The organism is Saccharothrix sp. DSM 118769, from assembly GCF_052936295.1.
Genome location: NZ_CP193627.1, coordinates 2,728,418 through 2,755,231 on the forward strand (window position 1 = coordinate 2,728,418; position 26,814 = coordinate 2,755,231).

11 protein-coding genes (1 of these 11 running past the window's edge) are annotated in these 26,814 nt (G+C 70.8%); 7 read left to right on the forward strand and 4 right to left on the reverse strand.

Going from position 1 to position 26,814, the window contains the following annotated elements; genetic code table 11:
- From ACRAKJ_RS12590 to ACRAKJ_RS12600, 3 genes are all read left to right on the forward strand, one after another.
- Positions 1–14,362: the 3' portion of a hypothetical protein gene (locus ACRAKJ_RS12590; protein ID WP_447009099.1), read on the forward strand. The gene continues 13,964 nt to the left of window position 1, outside the view; 14,362 of the gene's 28,326 nt are visible here — the last part of the coding sequence; the start codon falls outside the window, past its left edge; it ends in the stop codon at positions 14,360–14,362.
- Positions 14,363–14,562: 200 nt separating this feature from the next.
- A complete protein-coding gene (locus ACRAKJ_RS12595; protein WP_438921731.1) occupies positions 14,563–15,315 on the forward strand; it encodes a type VII secretion system-associated protein in 753 nt (250 codons plus the stop codon).
- A gap of 96 nt (positions 15,316–15,411) precedes the next feature.
- On the forward strand, positions 15,412–16,038 hold the full coding sequence (locus ACRAKJ_RS12600; RefSeq protein ID WP_438921730.1) for a LuxR C-terminal-related transcriptional regulator: 627 nt from the start codon (positions 15,412–15,414) through the stop codon (positions 16,036–16,038).
- Between the two features lie 62 nt (positions 16,039–16,100).
- Here the strand turns inward: ACRAKJ_RS12600 and ACRAKJ_RS12605 are convergent, their stop codons facing one another.
- Positions 16,101–19,475 carry a BTAD domain-containing putative transcriptional regulator gene (locus ACRAKJ_RS12605; protein WP_438921729.1) on the reverse strand — a complete coding sequence of 1,125 codons (3,375 nt, stop codon included), beginning with the start codon at positions 19,473–19,475 and terminating at the stop codon, positions 16,101–16,103.
- 567 nt (positions 19,476–20,042) lie between these two features.
- Between ACRAKJ_RS12605 and ACRAKJ_RS12610 the strand changes: the two genes are divergently transcribed.
- The 4 genes from ACRAKJ_RS12610 (at position 20,043) to ACRAKJ_RS12625 (ending at position 23,911) form a co-directional block, all read left to right on the forward strand.
- On the forward strand, positions 20,043–20,417 hold the full coding sequence (locus tag ACRAKJ_RS12610; protein WP_438921728.1) for a hypothetical protein: 375 nt from the start codon (positions 20,043–20,045) through the stop codon (positions 20,415–20,417).
- A 305-nt stretch (positions 20,418–20,722) separates the two neighbouring features.
- The gene (locus ACRAKJ_RS12615) at positions 20,723–21,082 is read left to right on the forward strand and encodes a hypothetical protein (RefSeq protein WP_438921727.1); all 360 of its coding nucleotides are present in this window, start codon (positions 20,723–20,725) and stop codon (positions 21,080–21,082) included.
- Positions 21,083–21,216: 134 nt separating this feature from the next.
- Positions 21,217–22,338, forward strand: a complete 1,122-nt coding sequence (locus ACRAKJ_RS12620) for an FAD-dependent monooxygenase (protein ID WP_438921726.1) — start codon at positions 21,217–21,219, stop codon at positions 22,336–22,338.
- A 235-nt stretch (positions 22,339–22,573) separates the two neighbouring features.
- Positions 22,574–23,911 carry a hypothetical protein gene (locus tag ACRAKJ_RS12625; protein ID WP_438921725.1) on the forward strand — a complete coding sequence of 446 codons (1,338 nt, stop codon included), beginning with the start codon at positions 22,574–22,576 and terminating at the stop codon, positions 23,909–23,911.
- A gap of 56 nt (positions 23,912–23,967) precedes the next feature.
- Here ACRAKJ_RS12625 and ACRAKJ_RS12630 read toward each other — a convergent pair whose 3' ends face one another.
- The 3 genes from ACRAKJ_RS12630 to ACRAKJ_RS12640 form a co-directional block, all read right to left on the reverse strand.
- Positions 23,968–24,414, reverse strand: a complete 447-nt coding sequence (locus tag ACRAKJ_RS12630) for a CAP domain-containing protein (RefSeq protein WP_438921724.1) — start codon at positions 24,412–24,414, stop codon at positions 23,968–23,970.
- Between the two features lie 80 nt (positions 24,415–24,494).
- Positions 24,495–25,835: a neutral zinc metallopeptidase gene (locus tag ACRAKJ_RS12635; RefSeq protein ID WP_438921723.1), complete on the reverse strand. Its 1,341-nt coding sequence runs from the start codon at positions 25,833–25,835 to the stop codon at positions 24,495–24,497.
- Between the two features lies 1 nt (position 25,836).
- On the reverse strand, positions 25,837–26,718 hold the full coding sequence (locus ACRAKJ_RS12640) for a COG4315 family predicted lipoprotein (protein ID WP_438921722.1): 882 nt from the start codon (positions 26,716–26,718) through the stop codon (positions 25,837–25,839).
- Positions 26,719–26,814 lie beyond the last annotated feature (96 nt).

The following is a 26,814-nucleotide window of genomic DNA, read 5'->3' on the forward strand; positions in this document are numbered from 1 at the left end:
CCAGTCCGACGGCCCGCTGAACTTCCTCGCGAACGGGCGGCTGGGCGTCGGCGGTGTGGGTTTCCACCGCATGGCCCCGGTCCCGCCCGGCGCTGACGACGTGCAGGTCATCCCGATCGTCCACCCGGTGACCGGTGTCGTCGAGGGACAGATGTACCCGGCCGACGACTCGGACGCCTACAAGTTCACCGTCACCAGTCGAGCGGAGACCGCGAGGCGAGGGGGCCACTACTTCCAGATCGCGAGAACCGGTGACGGAGGCTCTGCGCTCCGGGCGCTCCAGAACCCGTGGGACACCCTCTCCTGGCGATTCCTGGGGCACGGCACTCCCGACGGCTTCGTCGTCCGACTGCGCACCGGCCATCCCCACCGAGGCGGTGACACCTTGCAGGTGCCCGGCGAGGGGGCGGCGGTGCTGTTCCGCGGCGCGTCGGTCTTCCAGACCGCGCGACCCGCGCCGGAAGGCCCCTTCCTGCTGACGCACTGCTCCATCGACCGCCGCACGAACGAATCGTTCAGCCATGCCTACCGGTTGCGGCAGAAGTGGGAGCAGGACAGCGGGACCCGGACGACCTTCTTCGCCGCCGACGCCGCCACCGCCATGTGGAGCAACGGGTGGCGCGGGGTGGACGACCCCGGGCATTACAGGGAAGTGCTGCACCCCGATGACGAGCTACCCCCCGTCGTGCCCCTGCCCCACTTCGACACCGCGACAGTCGGCAGCCTCCTGCCCCGCGTGACCAGCTCGGTCGACCCGAACCCCCGGGCGCAGGACGACGGGCCGCGGACCGCACAACCGGTCCCGGCGGACGCCGATCGGGCGTCCTCCGGCACGAGCCCGTCGCCGGTCCCCGCATCCGGGGAGTGGACGGCGGAGCGACTGCGCTCCCTCGCGGACAACGTGGACGAGGCGCTGGGCGGCACGTCCACCGAGTTCCGCGACCGCGTGTACCGGCAGGCGCAGGACGTCCTGGCGAGCGTCCTGGACCCGGCCGTGCTCGAACCGGACCTGCTCGCCACCGTCGTCGACGTCGTCGCGGCCACGATCGGCCTGCACAGCGCGGAAACGGGTCCCGACCGGGAGACCGGGGACCTCCCGTCCGAGCCGCGCGAGGAGGGCAGTGCCCGCCTGGAAGCCCTGCGGGTGGCCAGGGAGATCGCCCACGACCTCGGTGTGGCGTCCCTCGCCCCGCTGACCGACGTCTCCGAGCGGACGCCCGGACCGGAACTGTCACTGACCCACGAGCCCGGTGGCGTGCTGGAGCGGGAGCAGTTGAGGGAGGTGAACGCCCTCGCAGACCGCTTGGCGGAAGCCGCCCGAACCCGTTCCGGCCGGTACCGGGCGCCGGTGGTCCACGTGTCCGGTGACCGTGTCGTGGCCCGCTTGGTGGGGCACGTCCTGAGCGTTCGCGCGAACCGCCGAGCCGAGGCCGCCGGGGAGGTCGAGGTGGGCTTCGGTCCCGCCGCGGCGACCGGACGGGTGGACGTGCGCGTGGACTGGTCGCTGCGCCGGCTCGACACGACCTCGCGGGACCTCGGTCCGGCAGCTGTGGAGCAGGCCGGTGGCGGGGACCGCGTCGCGAGGAGCCCGCTGACCCCGGAGCGCCTCGGCCGGGACCGGGCGCTGGAGCGGGCCCGGTTGATCCTGGACGACGAGGGCTGGAGGCACAGCCGGGAATCCGACGCCGACTGGTTCACCTCCGTCGCCCCGGTGCCGACGGAGTCCGTCCGCACCGCGGTCGCCCACGCCGACGCCGCCGAGCAGGTACGAGGCGAGGACCCCTACGTCCTCGACTCGTCGACGCTCACCCCCCGCGGCATCGAGCTGCGCGCGGGCAGCGCGCGCATCGCCTACGAGACCACCGCCGTCGACGTAGGCGGTGTGCCGGTCCGCGACTTCACGGTGAAGCTGCACCTGGACCCGGCGGACGCGCAGGACCGAACGCGGGTCCACGCGAGCCCGACCCAGGTCGAGGAGGTGCGTCGTCGCGTGGAAGAGGGCGTCGCCGAGCTGTTCGGCCGGGGCAACCGCCTGCCCGGTGGGGAGCAGTTCCACGTCACGGTCCTCTTCACCGACGGGACGACCCCGGCGCACGGCCGCATCGGGGTCGTCCCGGCCGGTGAGCGGGCCGACCAGACGACCTGGCCGGTCGACATCACCCCGCAGCTCGCCGCCCACGAGATCGGCCACTTCCTCGGCCTGCGCGACGAGTACGTCGAGCACGACGACGTGAAACCCGTCTTCCAACGCCGCGAGGGTCGCGGCGCGGTCGTCTCGGACGAAGGGCTGATGGGAGAGGCGGTGCTCGACTCCTCGGCCGTCCTCAAACCCCGGCACCTCTGGCGGGTCGAGAACACCAGGCTCCAACTGGGCGCCACCCGGTTGGAGCAGGACGCGGACGACCTGCCGGCACCGCACGCGCCGGCGTCCGGCGGGTTGCAGCGCCGAGGCGCGGTAGTGCGCCGTCCACCCGGCTCCCGGGAGCGCGCCCAGGACGGGGCGCCGTCCGGGGTGCCCGATCTGGTGGTGTCGCCTGATTCCCATCAGGTCGTCATGTTCGTGGCGGGCAACGACGACGCCCTCGTGTGGGGGGCGTTGTCCGGCCGGTGGGCGGGCGTCGCCGCGTTGGCCGGAAAGATCGTCGTGTTCGTGCACGTCGCCGGCGGTAGCTTCCAGCTCGACGGCACATGGGTCGAACCGTCGAGGCTGGCTGCGGCATTGGTCGGAACCGCCGCGTACCGCGACGCGGGGCCAGGCGCACCCGTGGTGCTCGTCGTGGACAACCCGACGCGGGCGACCGACCTCCTCCGCACCTCGACGGCGTTCGCTGCCGCGCTGCACGACGGCGACGGCCCGTTCCCGGAGGTCTACTTCAACCCGGCACGGGTGAACATCGCGGACAACATGGGCGATACCCCGGTCTCCACCCAATTCGGGAGAGTGCCGAGCCCGACCGATTCGCGGTATGAAGCTCTCCCCGTCCTCACGGTGTCGACCTCCCCGGCTCCGTCGGGTGAAGTGCGTCGCAGGAATGCGGTGCGTCATCCTGGAAGACGTTCGATCTCGCCGCTGCGGCAGCGGTCCGAAGACTTGCCGGAGGTTGCGAGTCCAACGCTCTGGGGAATGCCCCAGGTGGTCAGCACGTCGTTGGGGAACGCGCCACAACTCGTGATCCCGCCGTTCGGCGATTCCCTCCAAGTGGTCGGCTCGCCGTTCGGCGACGCGCCTGAAGCAGGGCAGCCGCCGACGTGGGGGTCGTCCGGGAACGCCAACTCCCCGTCCCCGGGAGGGGGCAGCTCGCCGCACCTCGAGGTCGTGCCGCAGATCGACTACCCGTCAGGGGGGCGGCAACGGGAACGTTGGTGGCATCGCCAGATCGCCCAGTTGCGTCGTGGGTTGGGTATCCGCCAAGCGCCGCTCCAGGCACCTCCCCGTGCTGAGGGCGGTTACGGCGCCGAGTTGCCCGCCGAGATGCAGGCCGGGTACGCGAACACCGCCTTCACGTCGGGTGTGCGAGGTGAGCTGGAAGGCGCGCCGGAGCGGCACGAGTTGGCGGCCTGGAACACCGGCACTGGCACCGGGGCGAACGCGAACGTGGTGAGCGAACTGCCCACGGGGACCGATCCGACGCGCACGGGGTGGACCGAGGAGCAGGTCCACCGCGAAGCAGCTGTCGCTCGTAACCGGATGAGGTCGGCGGTAGCTCAGGACGAAGGCTGGAGAACGGCACAACAACAGGCCGAGTGGATCGTGGATCTCGTCAGCGACCACCGTTTGGCCGGCAGGTCCGCCCTGCGTGCCGACGTGGGGTACCTGGTGGCCGACCAGTTCGTGGGTACCGGTGGCTATGCCGGCGCGGTCGCGCTCGCCCGCAGGCTGGCGAACGAACTGGGCTTCGCCTCCGCGGAAGAACACGGGCGGCACGAGGTGAACGAACTGCCTTCGCCTGCTGCGCCGGACCGCTCGGGCCGCTGGACCCTGGAATCGCTCAACCACCGTGCCCTGCGCGACTTTCCCCGGCTGGGCAGGATTTCCCCCGCCCAGGCGAATGCGCTTCTGGAATCGGGCACCAACCTGCTGCGCTCTGTCGTCGATTACCGCGCGGTCTCTTCCGCCGTCGATGAGCAGATCGTGCGTTCCGCCCACGAACAAGGGCGTCAGCCGACGGACCTGTTGATGTTCCGGGTGCTCGTGGTCGTCATGGCCGAGATCGAACGCCAAGGTGACGAGCGGTCGGCGCTGCTGCTGGCGTACGGCATCGCCAAGGACCTGGGCATCGCGTTGCCGGAACCACGAGCTTTGCGCGAGGCCGAGATCAGCATCACCTACGCCCCCGGGGCCGCGGAGATGTCGGCGCAGCAGGGCGCGATGGTGCGTGCACGGTTGTCCGACCTGGTGAGGGAGGTCAACGTACGTGCACGACGCGGACCTCTCGATCTGGTGGTCAGGGTGGGCGGCCACCCCTCGGGGGTGAAGGTCGTGCTCGACCTGCTGAACCGCGACGCCCCGCACCTCGACGTCCGGCTGGTCCTGGGTCGGCCCGACGGTTTCGACGTGCACGTGGAGCGGCCTTCGAGGCTGACGCCCACCCCTTCCCCGGTGAGCGCCCGACCGGGCACGCCGTTGGCCGAACCGGACTTCGTCACCCTGGTGGGACCGGCTGGTGACGCAATCGGTGTCGGGTTCCTCTCCGGGCCGGATGCGGGAATCGTGCGCGATTCCTTCGAGGCCGGGGTCGCAGGACACCTCGTGAACGCGGCCCGGCGCGACGCGAAGTACTTCGTCGCGGTACACCACGACGCGCGCGGGTTCCATGTCCCCGATCGAACCGGGGGAGGCGGGCAGTGGCTGGACGAGGCGGGCATCGCTCGTCTGGTCACGACGCTCGTCACGACTCCGCAAACATCGGTGATGTTCGTCGCGTGCCTGTTGTCCGAACCCCGCAGACTCGAAGAAGCAATGCGTGGTTACGGCCACCAAGGAATGGTCGTGACTTTCTCGCAGAAGATCGAGTTGTCGCGCGCGGGCACCCTGAGGTTCTGGTCGGAGGATTCTGAGACACCGCCGGTGTATGACTCGGTGTTCCTGGGCGGGGAGCCGCTCGGGATCGACCTCGGGCCGAACGCCGCTTCGGCCGGCGGTATCGCCTTCTACCCCGGGTTCGCCGTCGCGGCGGGATGGAATCAGATGCACTCGCGCATGACGCCGCGCGTGTCCGGACCGAATCCCGTTCACGTGTACGCGTCGACCCGACAGGGCAGGTTCAACGTTCTCGGGAGCCCGTTCACCGGAGCCGACGTGGCCTCGGCGGTCAGTCGGTCGACCGGCGTGCTCGCGGCGGACCTGCGGACACCCGTCGTGCTGGTGGTCGTCCGGTCGGACGACGCGGACCACCTCCCGGTGGCGAGCGAGTTCGCCGGGACGCTCCGCGCACTCGGGTACGAGGGCCGGATCGAGATGACCACCACGGCGTTGCCGACCGGACTCGACCCGATCGACGTCGACGTCGACGACCGCGACCTGGTCGTCCTGTCGGCCGGTGCGGAGCCGGACGACGACGTCATGGACTACGACGACGTCATGGACTACGACGACGTCATGGACTACGACGACGTCATGGACTACGACGACGTCATGGACTACGACGACGTCATGGACTACGGCGCCGTCATGGACTACGGCGACCTGCTCGCGGATCTGGACGGCTTCCGCGCCTGGGGTGTGGAGGGCGCCGCGCCCGTCGTGGGCCTGGGGGACGGGTTCGGTCGTGGCTTCGGGCTGAGGCTGGTAGCTGATCCGGCGCTGGCCGCGCTGGTGGAGGAGTCGGCGTTGTCGTCGACCGATCACACGTTCCGCTACCTGGGTTCGGTGGCGGGCGACGGTTCGGTGTCGACGGTGTTGGCGCCGTGGGCCGCTTCGCTGGACGGCGAGGGGCCTCGGCCGTTCGTGCTGTACCTCTCGACCGAAGGCGGGATCTTCTCGGTCGGGGGAGCGTGGCTCACACCGGAGGAGGCGGCCGACGTCGTGGTGGCCCGGCCTGAGTTCGCCGCTCTGGCGAACGCGGCGGTGCGCCCCCCGCTGGTGTGGGCGTTGTCCGGTGACGCGGACGAGGCGACCGTGGTCCGGTTGCTCGACGCGGTCGTCACGTCGAGCGACGGCCTGTGGGACATGTACTGGTTCGCGGGTGACATCGGCGTCCGCCCGGGGCACGCGTTGTTGGACATCCCGGCGGGTGGGTTCTTCCGGCGCCGGTCTCCCGAAGCACTGGGGGAAGTGCTCCACATGGTCTCCGACGCGGGTGACGCCTTCGTCTTCCCCCGGTTCGGGTTGAGCGCCGAGCACGAGCGGCTCATCGGACTCCTCGTGGGCGGTGCCGGGTTGACCGACTCGTGGCTGCGCTCGCGGCCGGTGGTCGTCGTCGTCCCGACGGTGGGCGGGCGTGGCGTGATCCACGGGTTCGACGGCTCGGGGGTGGAGGTGGACGGCGCCGATCTCGCGAAGTTGCTCCTCGGGGCGGGCGGTTTCCAGGCCGGGTTGAGGGACTTGGACAGGCCCGTGGTGGTCGTGGGGGACGGGATGCGCTCCCGCCTCGATTTCGGCGGGTTCGGGTTCGACTTCGCCGGTGTGCTGCGCGAGCGAAACGATTTCCGCGATGTTTTCGTGGCGGACCTCGCCGACCTGGTCGGCGGTCCGGCCGGCGTGCGGTGGTCGCCGCAGCACAGGCCGGTGCTGGCGTCGGTGACGCGGGCCGGCGATCTTCAGACCACGGTGCTGGTCGGCGCCGACGGCGAGGCCATCGGCCTGCTGCTGCGCTCGTCCGATGACGACGAGCACGTGCGGCAGGTCGAGCAGTGGGCCGCCCGGGTAACTCCTGGGTCGTTGCGATCGTGGGTTCGGATGGTGGACAGCGCACAGGTCGACGCGCCGTGGTCGGGCGACACCGCACCCGTAGTCGTCATCCTGCCGAAGAAGGACGCGGACAAGAACCGCTTCAGCGCCGTTCTCCGGAACGGCGATCACTTCCAGGCGTCCGGGGAGGAGGTCGCCGCCGCGTTGAGCGGCGATCTCCGTTTGCGCGAAATCGCGGATTCGAATCCCCGGTCGCCACTGCTGCTCCTGGACACCGCCGTCGGGTTCGTCCACTACGAGTCCTTCGTCAAAGAGATCCGTGCCGGGGGTTATGCGCGACCGATCATCTCGCGGAACGAACCCGCCCACCTGTTGCCAGGCGGCTTGCTCGGCTTCAGCGGTCTGGACGACTGGTCGGTCACGACCTCGGAGGGCAGTTACCACTCGCGCATGATCGTGACCTACCCGCACATCGACCCCGGCACGGGGAAGGCGCACGGGCAGATCATCCCCGACCGGTTGGAGGACGTTCCGGTGCGCGCCAGTGCGCAGTCGAACGCCCTCAGGTTCCAGGTGGACCACTACGTGGAAGTGGACTTCGTGCCGGACGAGCGGGGTGTTCCCACCCGCCGGGAGCGGCAGGTCGAACTTCCCTGGAAGGGGTCGTTGCGCCAACCGTGGCAAGTGACCGTGCGGATGGACGCCGACTCCGTGTCGGCAGTTTATCGAACTCGCCGACCGCACATCTTCGGTGACAGGGTCGAAATTAACGCAGGAGGCCTGTCCGGGCTCTTCTTTCAAAATGAGCACTATCGGGGGACCGGCCCGTCGGACAAGAGGGGGCCGATCGTCTTCGACGCGTCCTGGGATGGGAGAACCGGCACGGGTAGAAACCCGCACGTCCGCCTGTCGGACAGAAAGAAAGTGCCGGTCTGGATTGTCCGGGGAGAGAGAAGCGTCGATCCGCTGACCGGGGTGTGGACGCTGGGGAGAAGCGCTGCCTTCATGCTTGGGGGCAAGCAGTATTTGACGGAAGCGGAGTCCGTGGAATTGACGGACGAGCAGGGCGCACTGATCGGTGTCGGCTATCTGGCAGGCCCTGCGGCTGCCGTGGTGAAACCTGCGTTCAGCGCCGGTGTCGCGTCGCGGATTCCGAACTTGGACGGCGCCGCCAATTTCTTCGTCGTGGTAGCGGACCACGACGAGGACGGCTTCCGCCTGCCCGTGAAAACGGGTGGTGAGGTGGTGTTGAGCGATGCCGATTTCCTCAAATTCGCCGTGAGGAGGGGAATCGCTCCGGATGCGAGGTTGGTGTTGCTGAGCTGTTCGATCGCGGATGGCGCTCCGCTGCGCGCGACGGTGCGGGGTCTCGGCCGCCGTGGCGGGTTCGTACCGTTCCCGGGCGAGGCGGAGTTGACGGCCTCAGGCGGCTTCCGCGTGCTGGAGCCCGCCTGGTCTCCACTGCGGCCCGCCGACGCGCTGGTGCTCGCCGACGCCCCTCCGGACATGGCCTCCCAGGAGGCGTCACCGGCGCACGACTCGATGTTCTTCGACGACGAGCCCATCGCGGTTGCCCCGAGGTCGAACGCCGCTTCGGCCGGACGCGATCACCGCGGCTCGTCGGGATCGACGGAACCCGGGATCGACTTGAGCGACCTGGCCGCCTCAAGTGGTCGGCACGACCCGGGCGTGTTCGACGATGTGGCTGAGCTGGTCGCCCCCGGTGTCGTCGATGTGCAGGGTCCGATGTTGGTGGACGGTTTTGGTCGTGGGTTCGGCTTGAACTTCGTGGTCGATCCGACCTTGGCCGGTTTGATCGCGGGCATGGCGGGATCGGCGACTGTCCACACGTTGCGTTATGTGGGTTCGGTGGCGGTCGACGGTTCGGTGTCGGCGACGGTGGCACCGTGGGCTGCGTCGTTGGACGACGGGCGGTCCAAGCCTTTTGTGGTGTTCGCCTCGGTGGAGGGCGGGAGTTTCCTCGTCCGAGGGCCGGAGGGGGCGACGAGGGTCTCGGCCGAGGAGATGTCCGGGCTGGTGGTGTCGCGGCCTGAGTTCGAGGCGGTGTCGGGTGCGGCGGTGCGCGGCCCGTTGGTGTGGGTGTTGTCCGGGGACGCGGACCGCGGTCTGGTGGATCGCTTGTTGGACGAGGTCGTGCGCCTGACCGGTGGCCCGTGGGACATGTACTGGTTCGCGGGTGATGTCGACGTCCGCCCGGGCCGCGTGGTGGCGGACATCCCGGAGGGTGCGGAGTTCCACCGCAGCGTGTTCCTGGACCTGGCGCACGTCGATCATCACGCGTCGGACACCGGTGATATCTTCACCTTTTCCACGCCGAGTGCCGATGAAGCTCATCGACAGCGGATGGCGACCGTGCTGGGCGCTGTCGCGGAGAGGCCGCTCAGGAATGGGGAAAAGCCGATCATCCTGAGCATCCCGACGGCGGAGCGATATGGTTTCGCCTACTCGCTCGAAGGGCGGGGCGGCGAGTTCGGCGGGGCGGACTTCGTCGATCTGATGTTCCAGTCGGAGGTTTTCCGGGAAAAGATGTCGTCACCTGGTCGACCGGTGGTCATCGTGGGTGCGAAGGCGGCGGACCTGATCGATTTCGGCGGGTTCGGGTTCGATTTCGCCGGCGCCTTGCGGACGCGTGGTGATTTCCGGAACGTCTACGTGGTCGACCCCGGCCGCCTGGTCGAAACGCCGACAGGGTTCGACTGGATGTCGGTGCTGGTATCGGTGTGGCGGGCAGGTGACCTCCGGACCGAGGCGCTGGTCAACGCCGCGGGAACGATCCGTGCCCTGCTCATGCGCTCACCAGGTGACGACGAGTACGCCCAGCAGGTGCGGGACTGGGTCGCCGGGGCCACCCCCCGCTCGCTGCAGGCATCGATCCGGGAAGCGGGCGGAATCAGAGACGACGAGCAGCGGCTCGACAACCCGCCCATCACCGTTTTCCTGTCGCCCCTGCTGGTCGGGCAGGTGAACTTCGACGTGATCGGTCGGGACGGCGAGCAGAAGAGAGTCCACAGGGTCGATGTCGCCACGGTGTTGAGCGGTGACCGGGACTTGCGCGCAATGGCTGACGCTGCCATGCGGTCGCCACTCCTGTTCGTGGGGCCCGCTCGTTTCACCCTGAACCCCGCTTTCATGGAACCTTTGCGTCGCGGTGGTTATATGCGTCGATTGTTCTCGCGAGTCGACTCCCCGGATTGGCTGCTGCAAGGGCGTCCGACCCGTGGTCGGGACAGGTGGACGGTCAGTAATGCCCGGCTGTCCGTGTACGTCGATAAGATCATGACTTATGCGCATGTCAACCATCGTGATGGCAACGTGTACGGGCAGATCGTCACCAGTCGTCCGGGTGATGCGGCGGAGTTTGCCAGTGCGCAATTGAACGCGGCTCGTTCGGGGGTCGAACACTACGTCGTGGTGGATTCTGTCCCCGATGGCCGGGAGGGCTCCTCCGAGTCTGTCGTGACATTCGATTCGCTCTGGATGCGGTCATCCGGGAGGAGATGGTTCGTCGACGGTCAGGGAGGCACCGGTCACGTCTTGGCCACTGTTCGCACTCGTTATCCGCACGTTCCGGGCGATCTGGTGGAGCTGAAGGGGGATTCGCTGGCCAATCTCATCAACATTGATGTCGATTACCGCTCGGTCGCGTCGTCCGGTGAAGATTTCTCCATCATCTTCGGTTCGTCCGCGAGCGCAATGCGAAGCGAAACGAATGGTCACAGCGTGCTCAACGTGATCGCCCACCGTCTGGCTGTTCCAGCATGGGGAGCCCGGGGCGATGTGGTGAAGGACCCGCTGACCGGGATCATGACCGTGAGGAACGGCACAGGTTTCACCGTCGCCGGGGCCCACTGGGCCAGCAGCCCATCCCGACCGGCCGATCCGTTGCCGGACGCCGCACCACCGCCGGGGACCAGGCCGGGGGACGTGGTGTTCGTCGACCTGAAGGACCACGAGGGAAACGGGGTGGGGATCGGTTTCCTGGCCGCCGAGGAGGGCGTGATCGCCCGACAGGCATTTGACCGGGGCGCAGGCCGCGGGTTTTCCGGGGGTGCGGCTGCGCCCGACTTCTTCGTGGCGGTCCACCACGACGCGGAGGGCTTCCGCGTACCGCTGAAGTCGGGCGGCACGGCCTTGATGGGACCTGCTTCGTTCACGCGGCTGCTGGCGTCCCTCGACGTGGTCGAGAACGGCGCGCCGTTGGTCTTCCTGAGCTGCGACATCACCGATGATCAAGCTGGTGAGTTGCGCCTCTGGGGGCAGAGGCACCTCCCCCGCAATTCCGTGCGCACTCTTCCGGGCAGGGTCGAACTGAACCGGTCGGGTGATGTACGGATCTGGTCTGCGGAGGAGGTGCCGCCGCTGTCGGAGGGGTCCGTGCTGCTCTTCGGCGGGATGGCCCCGCTCGCCTTCGGCGCGAATGCGGCTGTGGCCGGGGGGATCGTGTTCCCCAGTGGTCCGGAGGATGCCGTCCGGTGGCGGAACGTCCATGACGGTCTGCTGCCGATGTGGACGTCGTCCCCACGGGTGTGCGTGTACGTGACGTTCGAGGACGGGGCGTTCACGGTGCGCGGGAACCGGGTGGACGGGGCCCGGTTGGCGGCCGAGGTGGCGGCGTCACCCGGACACCCGCTCGGAACCCCCGGAATGCAGGTCGTGCTGGTCGTGGACCGGCGGGGAACGGGCGATCACGTGGTCGCGGCGCGGGAGTTCGCCGTCGCGCTGCACCGCGCCGGTCTGCACCGGTACGCCATGGTCACCGATCGACCGGTGGTGGTGGACGAGCACGGACGGGTTGACCTCCACCGTGGTGAACTGATTTCCCTTGTGCCGCCGCGGACCGAGGACATCTTCTGGGAGCCTCTCCACGACGGGCACAACCGGGAGTACGGCATGCAGTTCCCCGTCGATCGGGATCTGAGTTTTGAACTTTCGGACAGCGTCCGAGTGGCCACCGACCACTCGCTGCGCGTCGTGGCGTCGCCGACGGGCTCGGGGAGTATTTCGGTTTCCCCGGCTCCCTGGGCTGCTGCTGCGGACGGGAACCGTGCCAGGCCTTTCATGTTGCACCTGAACGCGCGGAATGGGGAAGTCCTGCTCTTGGTGGGCACTCGCCTGTTCGCCGTGACACCCGAAAAGGCGGCCCACCACGTCGCGGAGCACGAGTTCTTCCGGCGCTTCGCGGACGGAGCGGTACGACGTCCTCTCGTGGTGACCATGTTCAGCGAGCAAGCGGACGACTCGGGTCAGAGGCTGCTGACCGAGTTGATCCGCCTGATCGGGCCGCGCCCCTCCTTCGAGTACACCGGGCCGGTCAACTACATGGAGGGGTTCGGTGTACTCATCCCGTCTGGCCGCGCCTACCGGCCGGGAGTGCCGTTGTCGATGGGCGATGTGGTGCACGTGGTGTCGGACGATGGTTCAGTGGTGGTGTTTCCCGACCCCGGTCCCGGCCTGGTGGCGCAGAACCAACTCGTCACGGCCTTGTTGAGCGGTGTTCCGGTGGCGGGCCCGTGGGGCGATGCGGCGTTGTTCGTAGTTCTGCCTTCCGCCCAGCGCCACATGACGGTGTACCCGGTAGATGGCGGCGGTGTGGAGCTGAGCGGTGCGGAGTTCGGGCGCATGTGGCTGGGTGACCTGCGTCTCGCCGCCCTCCTGGGGAGCCGGTCGGGTCCGCTGGTGCTGATGGGTGACCACGCGGATCTGCGTGTGGGCTTCGGCGGGTTCGAGTTCGACTTCGCCGGCGCATTGCGGGAGACGGGTGACTTCCGCGATGTGTACGCCCTCTCCGGAGGCAGGGCACGAGTGGCCGACGGTGCGATTCGACCGGTGGAAGCCCGGTTCGAACTGGTGTCGGTGTGGCGCGCGGGCGACCTGAGCAAGATCGCGGTGCGCGGCGCGGACAATCGGGTGATCGGCTTCCTCATGCGTTCACCGGGGGACGACGAGCTGCTGCGGCAGTTGTCCGAGTGGGCTGCCGGGGTGACGCCGGAAAGCCTGCGGCGACTGCTCGTATCGGACGGCTCGGAGGAAGAGCCGCCGTGGGGCGGCGCCTCGACGCCGCTAATGATCTTCGTGACGCGGGGGCCGCACGGGTACGTCGGCTTGAACGCGGCCAACGTGCCGGTGGTGTACTCCGGAGCGGACCTGGGCGCGGTCACCTACAACGACCCCGATGTGCGCTCGGCGGCGGGTACGAAACCGGTGAAGCCGTTCCTGCTGGTTGCGCTCAACGGCGAGGTGGTCGACGGGGATGGTTTCGCGCGGGAACTGCCGAGAGGCGGCTACCACCGCTCGGTGCACTACTCGACCGGGTCGTTGAACTTCGGTGACGGCGGCCGCTTGGTGCTCCCCGGCGCCGATCGCCTCATCACGCGGAAACCGCCCGAGGACCCGGAGTACGCGGAATACCTGACGACCGAGGCGGGCACCGGCAGGGTGGTCAGGCAGTTCCTGCCGTTCTTCGAGTACGACCTGGTGGCGATGGCGGCCAGGGGGATTGCCAGGACCGCGTACCCCAGCGACTACTTCACCGTCCACGACACCCCGGCCGAAGGCGTGGCTGTGTCCGATCGGAGGTTCAGGGTGCCGTGGGCGGGGTCAGTGCCGCCGCCCTGGGAGGTCCAGGCGCACGGAACCGGAACCCAGATGGGTTTCCGGGTTCGGACCGACGTCCCGTACTTGCTGGGTGATCAGGTCTTGGTGAAAGGCGACCGGATCGCGAAGATCGTCCTAGCCAGGAAGGTGCAGGTATCGCCCGCAGGAACCCCGGTGGTACTTCTGAGCTGCTTCGCCGGCCTCGTGTCGAAGCAGGGCGTTCCCTCGTTGAACACCGAGGTGCGCCAGGCGCTCGAGGATGCGGAGGGGACCCCCGTGCTCGTGTGGGCGCCGACCGGAGCCGTGTACGAGGAAGGGGCCACAGGACTGCTTTCCTTCCGCCGTGCGGGGAACTTCGTCGAAGGGCTGTCTACGAGGAACGCGGTGCGGACGTCGGCGGTGAGGTTGCCGGATATCCGGCCGGACGTCGTAGTGTACGAAACTCTCGCCGACAACGACGGCCGTGCGGTCGGCGTGAGTTTCATGACCGGCAGCGAGGCGGAGACGCTTCGGGAAGCCGTGCGCAACGGCGCCGCCCGGAACCTCCCACTTCCTGCGGATCCCCGTCGGCGTTACGTGATGGCACCCCGCAGCGGAAAAGGGCTTGGCGTTCGGCTCAAGACCGGGCAAACCGAGTGGGTTGACGGACATTCCCTCTTGGTCCTGTTGTTCGCCATGGGGTTCGCTCCTCCCGGTACGAAGCTCACCTTTTTCAGCTGCTCGACCGCGGATGCGGTGAGCATGAGGCACTGGGGGAGGCTCGACAACCGGTCGGTGTTGGTGGAGACCGTCCCAGGTGAGGTGGAGATGTTCCGGTCGGGTGCGACCCGGGTCTGGCCGGCGGGAACGGCGCCGAGTCCTTCGGCCGATTCTGTGGTGTTCTTCGACAGGGGATGAGCCGACCGTGCCGCGGCCCCCGTCGAATGCCCGTCCCCTGGCCACTGGGGAAGACTCGGGTGCCCGATGGGGCCCGCTGGGTGGGCGCTGCGGACCGGAGCGCTCGACGATCCGCTGAACTGGCCCTGCGGGTTCCGGGGGTGGAACCGGGGAACGATCGGCCGCCGAATCCCGGCGCGCCGCGACGAAGGAGGAGTGGGATGGTCGCCGCAGACGCGGACACCGAGAACTGGTTCCTGTTGATGGACCCGACCTGGCAGCCGGAGAGCGAGGACGAGGCGCCGCCCCTGGAGGCGGTGGTGGGGTTGTGGCCGGTCGAGCCCGAGGGACAAGTGGGACGTTTCCGGGCGAACCCGTCGTACGTGCCGTCCGACCCCGATTCGCCGACCGACCCGCTGGACGCGGTGCTCCGCCTGTTGATGAAGGGCGAGGCCGAAGCGGAACAGCTCCAGTTGCTGCTGCGCGACTCGCTGTTCGACGTCGCGATGAACGGTGACGAGCGCCCGTTGGTCATGCGCTCCCCGGATGACGTGCCGTGCGTGGTGATCGCGACCTCCGAGGTGAACCGGCGCCGGGTGTTCTCCCCCGAGTGGCAGCGGATCGACCTGTCGGACCTGGTGGTCATGTTGGCCGACGGGGTGGACGTGCTGTTCAACCCCGGTGGTCCCGCCTCGGCGCGCCTGCTGGGCGACTTCATGCGGCGCACCCACGTCATGACGGAGGAGGACGTCGCCGCGGCCTACGAGAAGTTCCGCGACGGCCGCACCCTGGAGGTGGTGCCCTGGGACGTGCCGCCGGCGAGTGCGGCTGCGGACGACGTCGCGGGCACCGCGGTGGACGACACCGTGGGCACCGCGGACGACGTCGCGGGCACCGCCGACAGGGGTCCGGTCGTCACCGAGGTGGAAATTCCGGAGGTTCCTGCTGGTCAGGACCGTTCTTCATCTTCGTGAGGACTCTGGAGAACGCGTGTAGATCGGCTTCAGACGGCATGTGGTGACCATCGCGCAGACTCTCCCCAGGACAACAGGAGTCATTCGGAGGCAGCAGTGCGCAAGGTCAAAGTGGCTGTTCAGGCGGCGGACCCGTTGAGCTTGGCGGGGCTGGTCGGCCACCTCGAGGCACACCCGCAGGTGGTGCTGCTGCCCGGTGAGCAGCGCCACCTCGCGGAGGTGGCCGTGGTCGCCGTGGACCGGTTGACCGCGGAGGTGGTCGCCGGGATGCGGCGGGCGGCGGCCGAGATCGGCACGCCGGTCGTGCTGGTCGTGGCCGACCTGGAGGAGTCGGAGCTGCCGACGGCGCTGGAGTGCCGCGTGGTGGCCGTCCTGCCCAAGGCCGCGGCCACCAGCGAACGCCTGATCCACAGCGTGATGACCGCGGCGGCCGGTGACGGGCTCATGCCACCCAACCTGATCGGCGTGCTGCTCAAGGACCTGGAGCGGTTGCAGTGCCAGTTGCTGGAGGCGGACGGCGGTACGCCGCGCAACCGGCTCACGCCGCGCGAGGAGCAGGTGATGCGGATGATGGCGGAGGGCTTGGACACCGCGGAGATCGCGGTGAGGCTGTCCTACTCGGAGCGCACCGTGAAGAACGTCATCCACGGCGTGACCACCCGCTTCAACCTGCGCAACAGGCCGCACGCGGTGGCGTACGCCGTCCGCTCCGGCCTCATCTGATCCGGTGAGCCGCGCCCGCGTGCGGCGTGGGCGGCGCGAACACCGCCCACGCCCGGGTCGGATCACCCGGTCAACGCCCTGACCAGCCTCTCCTCCGCCCGGCGTGCGTCGAGCACCGCTCCGAGCGCCCGGTAGCCCGCCACCGCCTCCCGACAGGCGGCCTCGGCGTCGGCGCGTTCACCGACACCGACGAGCACCACCGCCAAGTCCTCCAGCGCCTCGGCCAGCTCCACCGGACGCCCGGCCAGCCGGTACCGGGTCACCGCGGTCCGCAGCGGCTCGGGGTCGCCGCGCAGCAACCCCCGGCAGCGCGCCTCGGCCGCGAACGCCCGCGCGGGCACCCGTTCCCGCGCCGCCTCGGTCGCGCACACCCGGTAGGCGAGTTCGGCGAGCTCCCGCGCACCGGCCGAGACGGCCGACCGCACGGCGTTGGGCATCCACTGGTGCCGCAGCGTCAGGTGCCCCGGCCGGTCGCACAGCAGCGGCTCCAGGTGCGCGAACACCTCCGCCACGTCCGCGCCCCCGCACTCGGCGACGTACGCCCGCGCGGCCAGCAGGAAGTCCGCGTGCTCCTGGTCCGCGACGAGCACCACCGGCTGGTCCGGCACCGCGGCCAGGTGGGCCCGCGCCTCGTCGAGCCGGTCCCGGCGTGCCTCGACCAGTGCCGCGATGCCCGGCACCAGCAGAGCCGGGCCGTGCCCCTGCGCACCGAGGTGGCCGACCACGTCCGCCGCGTGGCCGAGGCCGGTCAGGGCCTCGTCCCAGCGGCCCGTCCAGAACTCGTGCACCGCGGTGTACACGCGCAGGAACGTCGCGCTGGGGCCCCTGCGCGCCCTGGCGCGCGCGCTCCGCAGCGCCTGCGCGGCCTCGTCCAGCCGGTCCAGCTGCTGGAGCGTGAACGCCCGGTTCTCCAGCAGCACCGGCCGCAGCTCGTGCACGTCCTGCGGGTCGCCGATCATGGTCAGCGCCAGGTCGACCTGGGCCAGCGCCTCCACGTGGTCGCGCCGGGCCGTGCTGATCTGCCACAGCACGCGCAGCGAGTGGCTCATCGCGAACCCGTCGGCCGACTGCTCGGCCCGGCTGATGGCGTCGTGCGCGTGCCGCTCGGCGGTCTCCAGGTCGGCGAACCCGGACCGGTGGACGTCCGCCAGCAGCGCTTGCTGGCGCGTCCGGCACGGCTCGGGTGTCGCCTCGTTCTCCACGGCGACCCGCAGCGTGCCGGCCGCGGCTTCGACCCGGCCCTCACCGAGGTAGAGCATCGCCAGCACGCAGCGCATCTCCGCGGCCAGGTGGGCGTCCTTGGTCCGGGCGAGCACGGCCTTGGCCTCGCTCTCCGGCCGCTTGCCCTGCCAGAACTTCAACCACGCCGTCCACGAGGTCAGCCGGTCGCGTTGCGCCTCGCTCAAGGACGGCCGATCGGCCGCCGCGTCGACCAGCGCGACGGTCAGCTCCTGGTCCACCAGCATGATCTCGCGGACGTTGTCGGCCACCCATGCCGCGCTCCAGGCGTCCATGGTGGCGGAGGCCAGGTGGCGGGCGACCTGCAACGCCGGGGCGCCCGCGGAGTCCAGCGCCTGGGCGGCCTGCCGGTGCAGTGCGGCGCGCACCGGGTGCAGCATGCCCCCGTACAGGCTGTCCCGCACCAGCGGGTGCCGGAAGGCGAACTCCGGGCCCGCTTCGACCAGCACGCCCGCCGACATCGCCTCCTCGACCGGGGCGACCAGCTCGGACACCGGTCGGTCCACCAAGACCGCGACGTCACCGATGGCGAACTCCACGCCGAACAGCGATCCCGCGCGCAGCACCTCGATCGCGTCGGCGGACAGGAAGTCCAACCGGTCGGCGGGCACCGCACCCGCCCGCCACGTCGCGTCGTCCTCCTCCACCGCCACCTCGGCGACGCCCGAGCGCACCCGGATCGCATCGCGCCCCAGCAGGTTGTCCACGGCCCCGATCACGTACGACGGGTTGCCGCCGGCCTGGTCGACCAGGGCGAGCAGGCCCTCCGACGGCGTCGCCGCCAGGTGGCGGGTGACGAGTTCGACCACCGCCTCCTGCGGCAGCGGGGCGAGCCGCAGGACCTGGCCGCCCGATCCGCGCACGGCCTCCCGGAGCCGGTCCAGGTCATCCCGGCAGTGCACGGGGCGGTACGTGGCGACCAGCAGCAGCGGCAGCCGGCGGGTCGACCGGACGAGCCGGTCCCACACCAACGCGCTGCACTCGTCGGCCCACTGGAGGTCGTCCACGGCGAGGACCAGTGGGCCGCTCCGGCACAGCTCGGTCACCAGGTCGACCAACCTGCCGACCGCCTCCAGTTCCGGATCAGCGACACCGCTCTCCAGCAACGCCTCGGCCACCGCCGCGCGACGCGGGTCGGTCGACGTCGTGGTCACCTCCAGGCAGTCCAGCAGCAGGCGCAGCGGGAACCGCGCACCCAGCTCGTCGCCCTCGGCCCAGGCGATCGGCCGGTCCTGCCCGACCGCCTCGGCGAGCAGCGCGGCCACCAGGGCCGACTTGCCGATCCCGGGCTCGCCCTCGACCCACACGCTGCCGCCGCGCCCTTCGCCGAGGTCGGCCAGCGCGCCGCGCAGCACCGCCAGCTCGCGCTGCCGACCGGCCACGTTCGGCGGCGACGGCGGCTTGCGCACCGGGATGGTGGCGCGCAGCGGGGCGGCCGGCGCGATGATCCCGTGCAACAGCCGCTGGTACACCTCGAGCAGTTCGGCGCCGGGTTCGATGCCCAACTGGTCCGCGAGCACCCTGCGGGTGTTCCGGAACACCTCCAGCGCCTCGGCGTGCCGGCCCGCGGCGTGCAGGGCGGTCATCAACAGCGCTTGCAGCCCTTCCCGCAGCGGGTGCTCGACGACCAGCGGTGTCAGCGCGGTCACGACCTCGGTGTGCCTGCCCAGCCCCAGCGCCAGCTCGGCGCGCCGTTCCGCGGTCACCAGCCGCAACTCGGAGAGCCGGGCGCGCTGGGCCTGGGCGAACGGACCGGGCACACCGGACAGCGCCTCACCGCGCCACAGGGACAGCGCCTCGTCCAGTTCCTTCACCGCCGCGCCGGCGGCCAGCGAGTCGGCCCGCCCGCGGTGCGCCTCGAACCGCGCCACGTCCGTCGCCTCAGGCCCCAGGCGCAGTGCGTAGCCGGCCCCCGTGGAGACGAGGACCTCGGGTGCCGAGCGGGCGGACCGGTGCGGTTCCAGGAGCTTCCGCAGGCCCGAGACGTAGGTGTAGACGGACGCCTCGGCGTTGGCCGGTGGCCGGTCGCCCCACACGTCGGCGACCAGGTCGTCCAGGGCCACCGGTTGGTCGGCGCGCAGGGCGAGGACGGTGAAGACGGCTCGGCGGCGGGCGGCTCCCAGGTCGACCTCGGTCCCGCCGAGGAGCGCGCGCACCGGGCCGAGGAATTCTGCGGACAGCCGTTCGACAGCAGGCATGATTCGTCCAGGGGGCTCGACGGCGGACGACGGTTCGGTGCAGGGGAATCTCGGAGCTTAATGGTCGGCCGGGGTGGAAGCATTAACGGGAGATATCGACTTTGGCACCCGCGGTGAACTCGACAAAACGAGGAGACCGGTTCAGTGGCCCGGCACACCCCCGGACGGCGCGGCGGGGCACGGCGACCTGCCCGAGGAGGCAGCCCGTCCGACGTCGCGTTGTACTCCTCCGGGCGGGGTGCGTTCATTCGGTCCGACGCCTGAAGCCGACCGCGGTGAACCACCCCCTCGCCGTCGAGGTGTGACCAGGTGTCCGAAATGCCCGGTGGCGACCCGTGTTCCGGATCGCCACCGGGCATCGGCGTACCGGGGCCGCGCCGCCGGACCGACCGGCCCCCCGCTCCGCGGGTGTCGAAGACGGTGCCTTTCGGGCAACCGGGTGCGGCACAAGGCGCACCTACCGGGTTTGTTCCTTGTCGCCCCGGGCCGGGTGGGAAAAAGTCTGCGTTGTTCCGTCCGGAGTTGTTCTCGACCCGGAGTTGTTCTCGACCAAGGAGTCCGCCGCACATGACGTTCTCGAAGCGAATCAAGTCGACCGCCGTGGCCCTCGCCGCCGGGGTGGTGCTCAGTCTCCTCTCGATGGTGGGTGTGACCGGCACTGCGAACGCGGCGTCGACCGCGTTCAAGCTGTGCAACTACGGTTCCGGCTACTCGGCGGCCGCGGTGTTCCCGTGGCGCGGCGACATGTCGACCTACGCGGTGGCGCCCGGTGAGTGCGTGGAGATCGCCGCGGTCACCGACGAGCCGTTCTACGTGTCCTACGAAACGTGGACCGGCTACCGGTTCTCCAGCACCCTCGACCGCACCTACCCCTCCGGCCGCACGCTGGTCCAGACCTGGGCCGACGCCTCCTACGCCGTCTACGGCAAGCTGCCCTACTGACGGTGGTCCGTCCCGACGGCAAGCAGGGTCGCCCGCACCCCGGTGGGCGGCCCTGCGCGTCTGCGGTCCACACAGGAGTGTGGTCACGCGTGGCTCGTCTCGTTCGGGCAGGCGCGCACAACCCAACGTGCAACGAGCACCCGGACGGGTTGAAGGTTCGCCGCAGCAGTCGTGAAGGTGGTCGGTGCACGGCTTCACGCCCACCGACAGGAGCACGCCGAGGCGCTGTACCGGAACACGCTGATCGAGAGCTGGAACGGGTTCCCGCTGCGCCTCGCGTCACCGGCTCAAGGAGTGAACTGAAGATGTCTTTGTCCAGGCGCGTCGCCTCGATCGCGGTGGCTCTCGTGTTGAGCCTCGCCGGCGTGGTCGGTCCGACCGGCACGGCCAACGCCGAGGAGAGCACCATGTTCATGGTGTGCAACGACGGCGACTACTCAGTGCAGGTCACGTTCCTCGACCCCTACTACATCAGCCCGACCGTGCGGTTCGGGGGGTGCTTCGAATTCCCCGCCGAGCACGGTGAGCACCTCTACCTCACCTTCTTCCGCGAGAACAGCGAGATCCTGCTGTACTCGCCGGTGATCACCATGCTCCCGTCCCCCCACAAGACGCTCGTCCAGACCGGGCCCGACTTCGGTTCCCACAGCGTCACGCCCTACTGACGGGGTGCGCTGGGGCGAGGTGCCGCGCAGGCTCGGCGCGCGTCCCGAGCACGTCACCACCGGCATGTGGGTGCAGCCGCTCGCGTGGTCGGACAACACCGCCAAGACAGTCGCCGCGAGAGGAGCGCCACTCCGTGAAAGTCCTCGTCGCGGGCGGTGGCGTCGGTGGGCTCGCCGCCGCGATCAGCCTGCACGCCGCAGGGATCACCGATGTCCGCGTGGTAGAAGCGGGGGATCGAACCGGGAGCACCGGCGCGGGGCTCGTCCTGCGCCCCGCCGCGGTCCGCGAGCTGATCGAACTCGACCTGTTCGACCAGGTCGTGACCGGTGCGGTGACACCCGGCAGCGTCAAGCACTACAGCCCATCCGGCGAGCTGGTCCGGCAGGAGCCGCTCGGCCGCTCGGCGGGCTTCCCGTGGCCGCAGCTCTCGGTGCGGCGCGAGCACTTGGTCAGCGTCCTCGCCGACGCGGTGCGTGCCCGGCTGGGGCCGGACGCGCTCACCACGTCCGCCGAGGTGGTCGCGTGCGCATCCCGGCTGGACGGGCCCGCCGAAGTGGCCCTGTCGCACACGGACCGCGGTGTCACCGAGGTGGCCTGCGCCGACCTGGTGATCGGCGCGGACGGCGTCGGGTCGGTCGTGCGGCGGGCTGTCGCGCCGGGGGCGTGCCGCCCCGGTTCCAACGGCGTGGTCACCTGGCACGGGACGGCCGTGGTCGAGAACCTCCCGACCGGGGACTCGCTCGTCGTCCTGGGGGACCGCCACCGCGGCGTCACGCTGTTCCCGATCGCCCCCGCCGGTGCGGGGCGCGCACTCGTCGCGTGGATCGCACGGCGAAAGTTCGAGGCGGGTGAGCACGTGGGCGGTTCGGGCTGGCACCAGCGCGTCAGCGCCGTCGGCGTCCAACGCGACTTCGGCGACCTGGGCCTCGACTCGCTGGACCTGACGGAAACCTTCCGGGCCTCGCCGCACGTGCACAGGTACGCCGGAACGGAATCCGACCCGCTGCCCCGGTGGAGCACGCACAACGCGACCCTCCTCGGCGATGCCGCCCACGCGTTGTGCCCCAGCACGGGCCGAGGGCCGACGGAGGCGGTCGTGGACGCCCGCGTGCTCGCCGTGGCGCTGGCCTCCGGCTCCGATGTCACCGCTGCGCTCGCCTGGTACGAACAGGAGCGGCGAACCGCCGCTGTCCGCCTGCACGCCCGTGCCAGGCGCCACGACGCCGCCTTCGCCCGACGAGTGCCCGGCATGTAGGGGCAGACCTGGCACGACTGATGGGCACGCTCTGTCGCGGACGCTCGTCGCACCGTGCTCTTGATCTAGGTTCGACCTCGATCCGCAAAGTACCGGTTCCACGTCGTCGAGCGGTGGAGCCGGCTGTCCGTCCAGGAGAACAGATGCCCAGAACTGCCGTGCGGCCAGCGGACGCCTGCCGGTTACGAGCAGTTGTCGGCCACTCCGCGCCGGGCGCCACCCGCGGGGACGCGGCGTGATCGGAGCCGGCCCGAGGCGCGGTCCGGGTGAGCTGTTGGCCGACCTGCTGCGGTGCGCGCTGTCGGCGGTGGAGCCCGAAGTCGTCGCCGAACGGGTCGGTGCGGTGGTCGTGATCCGGTCCGCCCGGCACGAGGACCCGTCGGTGCGCGATTTCGCCCGGGACCTGCCGCCCGGCCCCGCGTCCGTCGTGGTCGGCCTCGGGGACGTGTCGCTCGCCGCCGTGGTCGACCGGCTGGCCGAGGTGCTGGCGGCGAGGCAGGAGCCGGGGGAAGTCAGGGTGCTGGCACCGGAGGGCTTGGCGGCGGTCGACGTGGCCGTGTGGCGCCGCCTCGCGGAGCGGACAGGGGTGACGCTCCTCGTTCCCGCCGGTCCGGTCCTGGTCGCGGGGGAGACCCTGTTCGCCTGCGACGGGGGTGAGGGCGTTCCCGGCCGGTGGGTGCGGTGCGCCCCTGGCGAGCCCGAGCAGTGGGCAGGACCCCGCCACCCGGCGCCGGGGTGGCAGGAAGGCTCGATCGGGGCCTGGCAGGAGGTCCCCGGGGGCGTGGTCGTCGAGCACCTCCCGCTGGGGATCGTGCTGCGCCCGCAGGGGGCGTTCCCCCCCTCCGAGTGGTACGCGGCCGCGCCGGAGCCTCACCACCTGACCGTCGTGGTCGGTGTACCGGACGGGCCGCCGGTGTGCGCCGAGGACGTGGCGGCCTACCTGTCGACGTTGCCGTCGGACCTGTGCGCGACGGCCCGCCTGGTGAGCGGGGACGGTCGGGACGTGGTGACCACGGGGCGGCGGGTCGCCGAGGTCCTGGGTGTCGGCGTCACCGTGGTCGACGGCGCGCCGCTCGTGCGCGAGGGCTGCCTCGACTTCGTGCTGCGCGACCAGGACGACAGGCCCACCTGGATGCCCTACCTGCGGGAGATCCGCTGCCTGCCCGGCGAAGTGCCGGCCCTCCCCTGGAGGTGGCGCGCGCCGCACCCCGGACTGGTGGAGCACGCCCCCGGCGTGTTCCGGGTGACCGAGCACTGGGTGCTGGGGGTGATGCGCAGCGGTCTGTGGCTGCGCGCGGCCGGTCGGCCGCACCAGCCGGTGCCGGTCGGTGCGCCGGTCGACCCGGCAGTGGTGACCGTCGCCGTCGGTGATCCCGGTTCGGTGCTGCCGGACGGGGTGTGGACCGTGCTGCTCGACCTGCTCGACCGCCTTGAACCGTCCGTGCTGCGTCGGGTGCGGTTGTCGGTGCTGGGAGTGCCGAGCGAACGGGGACGGGAGACCGCGTGCGCGATGGCCCGCGAACGCGGCGCCGAGATCCGCCTGTCCACCTCGGCCGGTCGCACCCCGGGATGAGCCGGTCGACGGCGTCCGGTGGCGACCGGGACCCCCGTGGGGAGACCACCGGGTCGTCAGGACCGGGGTCGGCTTCCGCCGGGGTCGAAACCGAAGTTCTGCGTCCACCAGTGGCCCGCGGCGTCGAGCACCAGCCCCACGCCGATCCGGGCGAAGTCGGGGAAGAGGATGTTGGCGCGGTGGTGCCGGCTGCGCATCCAGGCCGCCACCACCTGGACCGCGGATTCCTGGCCGAAGGCGACGTTCTCACCGCCGGGCTCCTCGTAGCCCTCGGACAGCATTCGCTCGAACGGGTCCGGTTCCCCGGCGAGCTGGTGGGCGAGCACCCGCCGGCGGGCCATGTCACCGCTGTGCCGGCGCGCGGAGCGCCGCAACCTCTCGTCCGCGACCAGCCGGGGCAGCCCGCGCCGTGAACGTTCCAGGTTGACCAGCGAGACGACCCGGTCCTCCGCCGCCTCGCGGGCCGGTTCACGCAGGGAGGCCACGGCGAGAAGGTAGGTCACCGCCGCTCCCCGGCGCGACGCCGTCGGCCGGACCGTGCCCGACCGCGCACCCCTGCCGGCCCGATCGTCCCGGAGGAGGGTCATCCCGCCGGGAACCGGGTGGTGCAGGCGTCGGCCGAGCCGGACAGGAAGCCCGTTCGGAACGCTGCCACCCGGGCGAACCCGGCCGGGATCACCGAGCCACGTGCATCACCGGCGATCAGGCTGCTCCGACCCAGCAGTTCGCGCATCACCTCGTCCACATCACCCGGTGACAGTTCCAGCCCCGCACTGCGCCCCCTCGCGATCGAGGACGCCCACCAGCCGGTCATGCAGGCGGTCCGCTGCCCTGCCACCAGTCCCGTGACCGGTAGTCCCAGGGACTCCTGCACCACCACCGCGTACCGCGACGCCACCGCGCCCAACGCGGCGAAGTCGCCGAGCCGCCCCACCTCCACCAGCGCCCCCGCGTCGATGCCGACGGCGCCGGCACAGGCCGCGGAGGGCGAGGTCCCCCGGCATCCCCGGTCGAACCCCACGGCCACGCCGGGGAACGCCGCCACCAGGCTGGCCCGCAGGTCGGCGAGCACCCGCGGGTCGCCTACGTCCGAGTCGTCCGGCCCGGAGTCCGGGTCCACGCGGTCCGGGCCGAGGAGTTCGCGCGTGCCGAGGTCCTCGGCCTGCTCGGCGTCGACGGCGGCGCAGCGGCCGGACCCCTCGGTGAACCCGAGCCGGAAAGCGGCGACCCGGCCGAACGCCGTACTGCGCGCCCTGCCGGTGCCGGAGTCGGCGCCCGCGGCGCCCCGGGTGGCGAGCAACGTGGTCAGGACCTGGTTGAGGCCGGGGCCCGTCGATACCCGGAACCGATCCGAGCGGCCCTCGGCGACCCAGCGGAAGTAGTCGCCGGTGTAGCAGTCGGCCCGCTGGACCTCCACGGCAGGCGGCACCCGCCCGCGGGTGCCCGCCCGGGACTGCACGGCTTGCCCGATCGCGTGAGCCAGTGCCGCGATCACCGGGATGTCGTCGGGCGAGCGCGACAGCTCGCCCCTGTCCCACGCGACGAGGTCGTTCTCCGGGCAGTAGGAGGCGTGTGCCGAGCCGGCGGTACCCGTCCCGCACGGCCGAGCGGCCGTGTTCCGCGAGTCGTAGGACACCAGCCGCCGCACCGGGGTGAACTCCCCGCCGAAGACGCTCGGGTACCGCTGCCGCCAGAACCGCTCGACGTCCGCGACCGCCGACGCGGCGAGCAGGTCGGTCCGTTGGCCGTCGGTGTCCTCCGGTTGCCGTTCGGGCGCGGGGGCGCCGGGTTTGACACCGCTGTCCCCGGTGGTGACGGGCATGCCCGCCACCGTCGTCGGGTCGAGGGCCTCCGCCCCGGACACCGGGCCCCGAGTCGTGCACCCGGCCAGCACCAAGGCCGCCACCAGCGTCGCGGTCCTCACATCAGCCCAGCGCAACGGACCGGGGCCCCTCGGGGAAGCCGATGGCCGCCAGGTCGCGCACATCGCCCACCGTCACCTCGCTCGTCCCGCGGCAGCCGGGTTCCGACCACAGCCTCACCCGACCTGCGGGCACCGCGGACAGGAACGTGCCGCGCACGTCCTTGCACCCCGGCCCGGCGATCGCGGTGGAGGACTTGCCGCCGGAATCGTCGAAGTCCTTGCCGGAGAACAGGGTTATCACCCGACCGGTCGCCTCGCCGAGGGGGACGAAGGTGGTGCCGGTGGGTGGCCGGTCACCGGGAACCGCCTTCCGCCCGTCCGGCGCCACGGCCGACCACATGCCGTCGACCCCGTGGCCCACCGCGTCTCCCGGGTCGCGATCACCCGCGTACCGGTAGACCGGCCGGCCGTCCACGGTTACCTGCGACCGGCCGTCCTCGCGCTCGACCACACCGACCTCCGTCCGGGGGACACCCGTGAAGAACACGCTGCCGCCCGCGCCGACGGTGACCGGCGGCCACGTGGCGGAGCAGCCACCGCCGCAGGTCGACCCCGGCGGACTCGCGGTGTCCCCGTCGAAGCGGTACAACGTCATACCGGCCCCGTCCACCACCACCGGGTCCAGCTCAGCCGCCCGTGTCACGCGCAGCTGGACCCAGCGTTCCTTGAGGTCCCGAGGCGCGGAGTCCGGTGCGAGATCACCGGTTCGCAAGTCGGCCCGGTTGGAGCGGGCGGTCCCCGGCAGCAGCGAGACGCCGCTGCCGTCCGCGCCCTCCTGCCGGCGCGCGCCGTCGGTGCCCGCCGCCCCCGAGCCACAGGCGGCCAGGGCGAGCGCGCCGACGGCCACGAGGCCGACAAGGGATGCGACATGCCTGCACGACACCGTTTCTCCTCGATTCGTCGATGGTGACCCGGGGCCGGTCGTCGTGGTCCGCAGCAGGGGCGCATGGTCCGGCCCGGTACGGCCAGCCTCATGGAG

What these genes read in the sequence shown, in the direction of transcription:
- ACRAKJ_RS12615 (WP_438921727.1), top strand. Translation starts at nt 20,723, where the DNA reads ATGTCTTTGTCCAGGCGCGTCGCCTCGATCGCGGTGGCTCTCGTGTTG.
- ACRAKJ_RS12595 (WP_438921731.1), top strand. Translation starts at nt 14,563, where the DNA reads ATGGTCGCCGCAGACGCGGACACCGAGAACTGGTTCCTGTTGATGGAC.
- ACRAKJ_RS12605 (WP_438921729.1), bottom strand. Translation starts at nt 19,475, where the DNA reads ATGCCTGCTGTCGAACGGCTGTCCGCAGAATTCCTCGGCCCGGTGCGC.
- ACRAKJ_RS12610 (WP_438921728.1), top strand. Translation starts at nt 20,043, where the DNA reads ATGACGTTCTCGAAGCGAATCAAGTCGACCGCCGTGGCCCTCGCCGCC.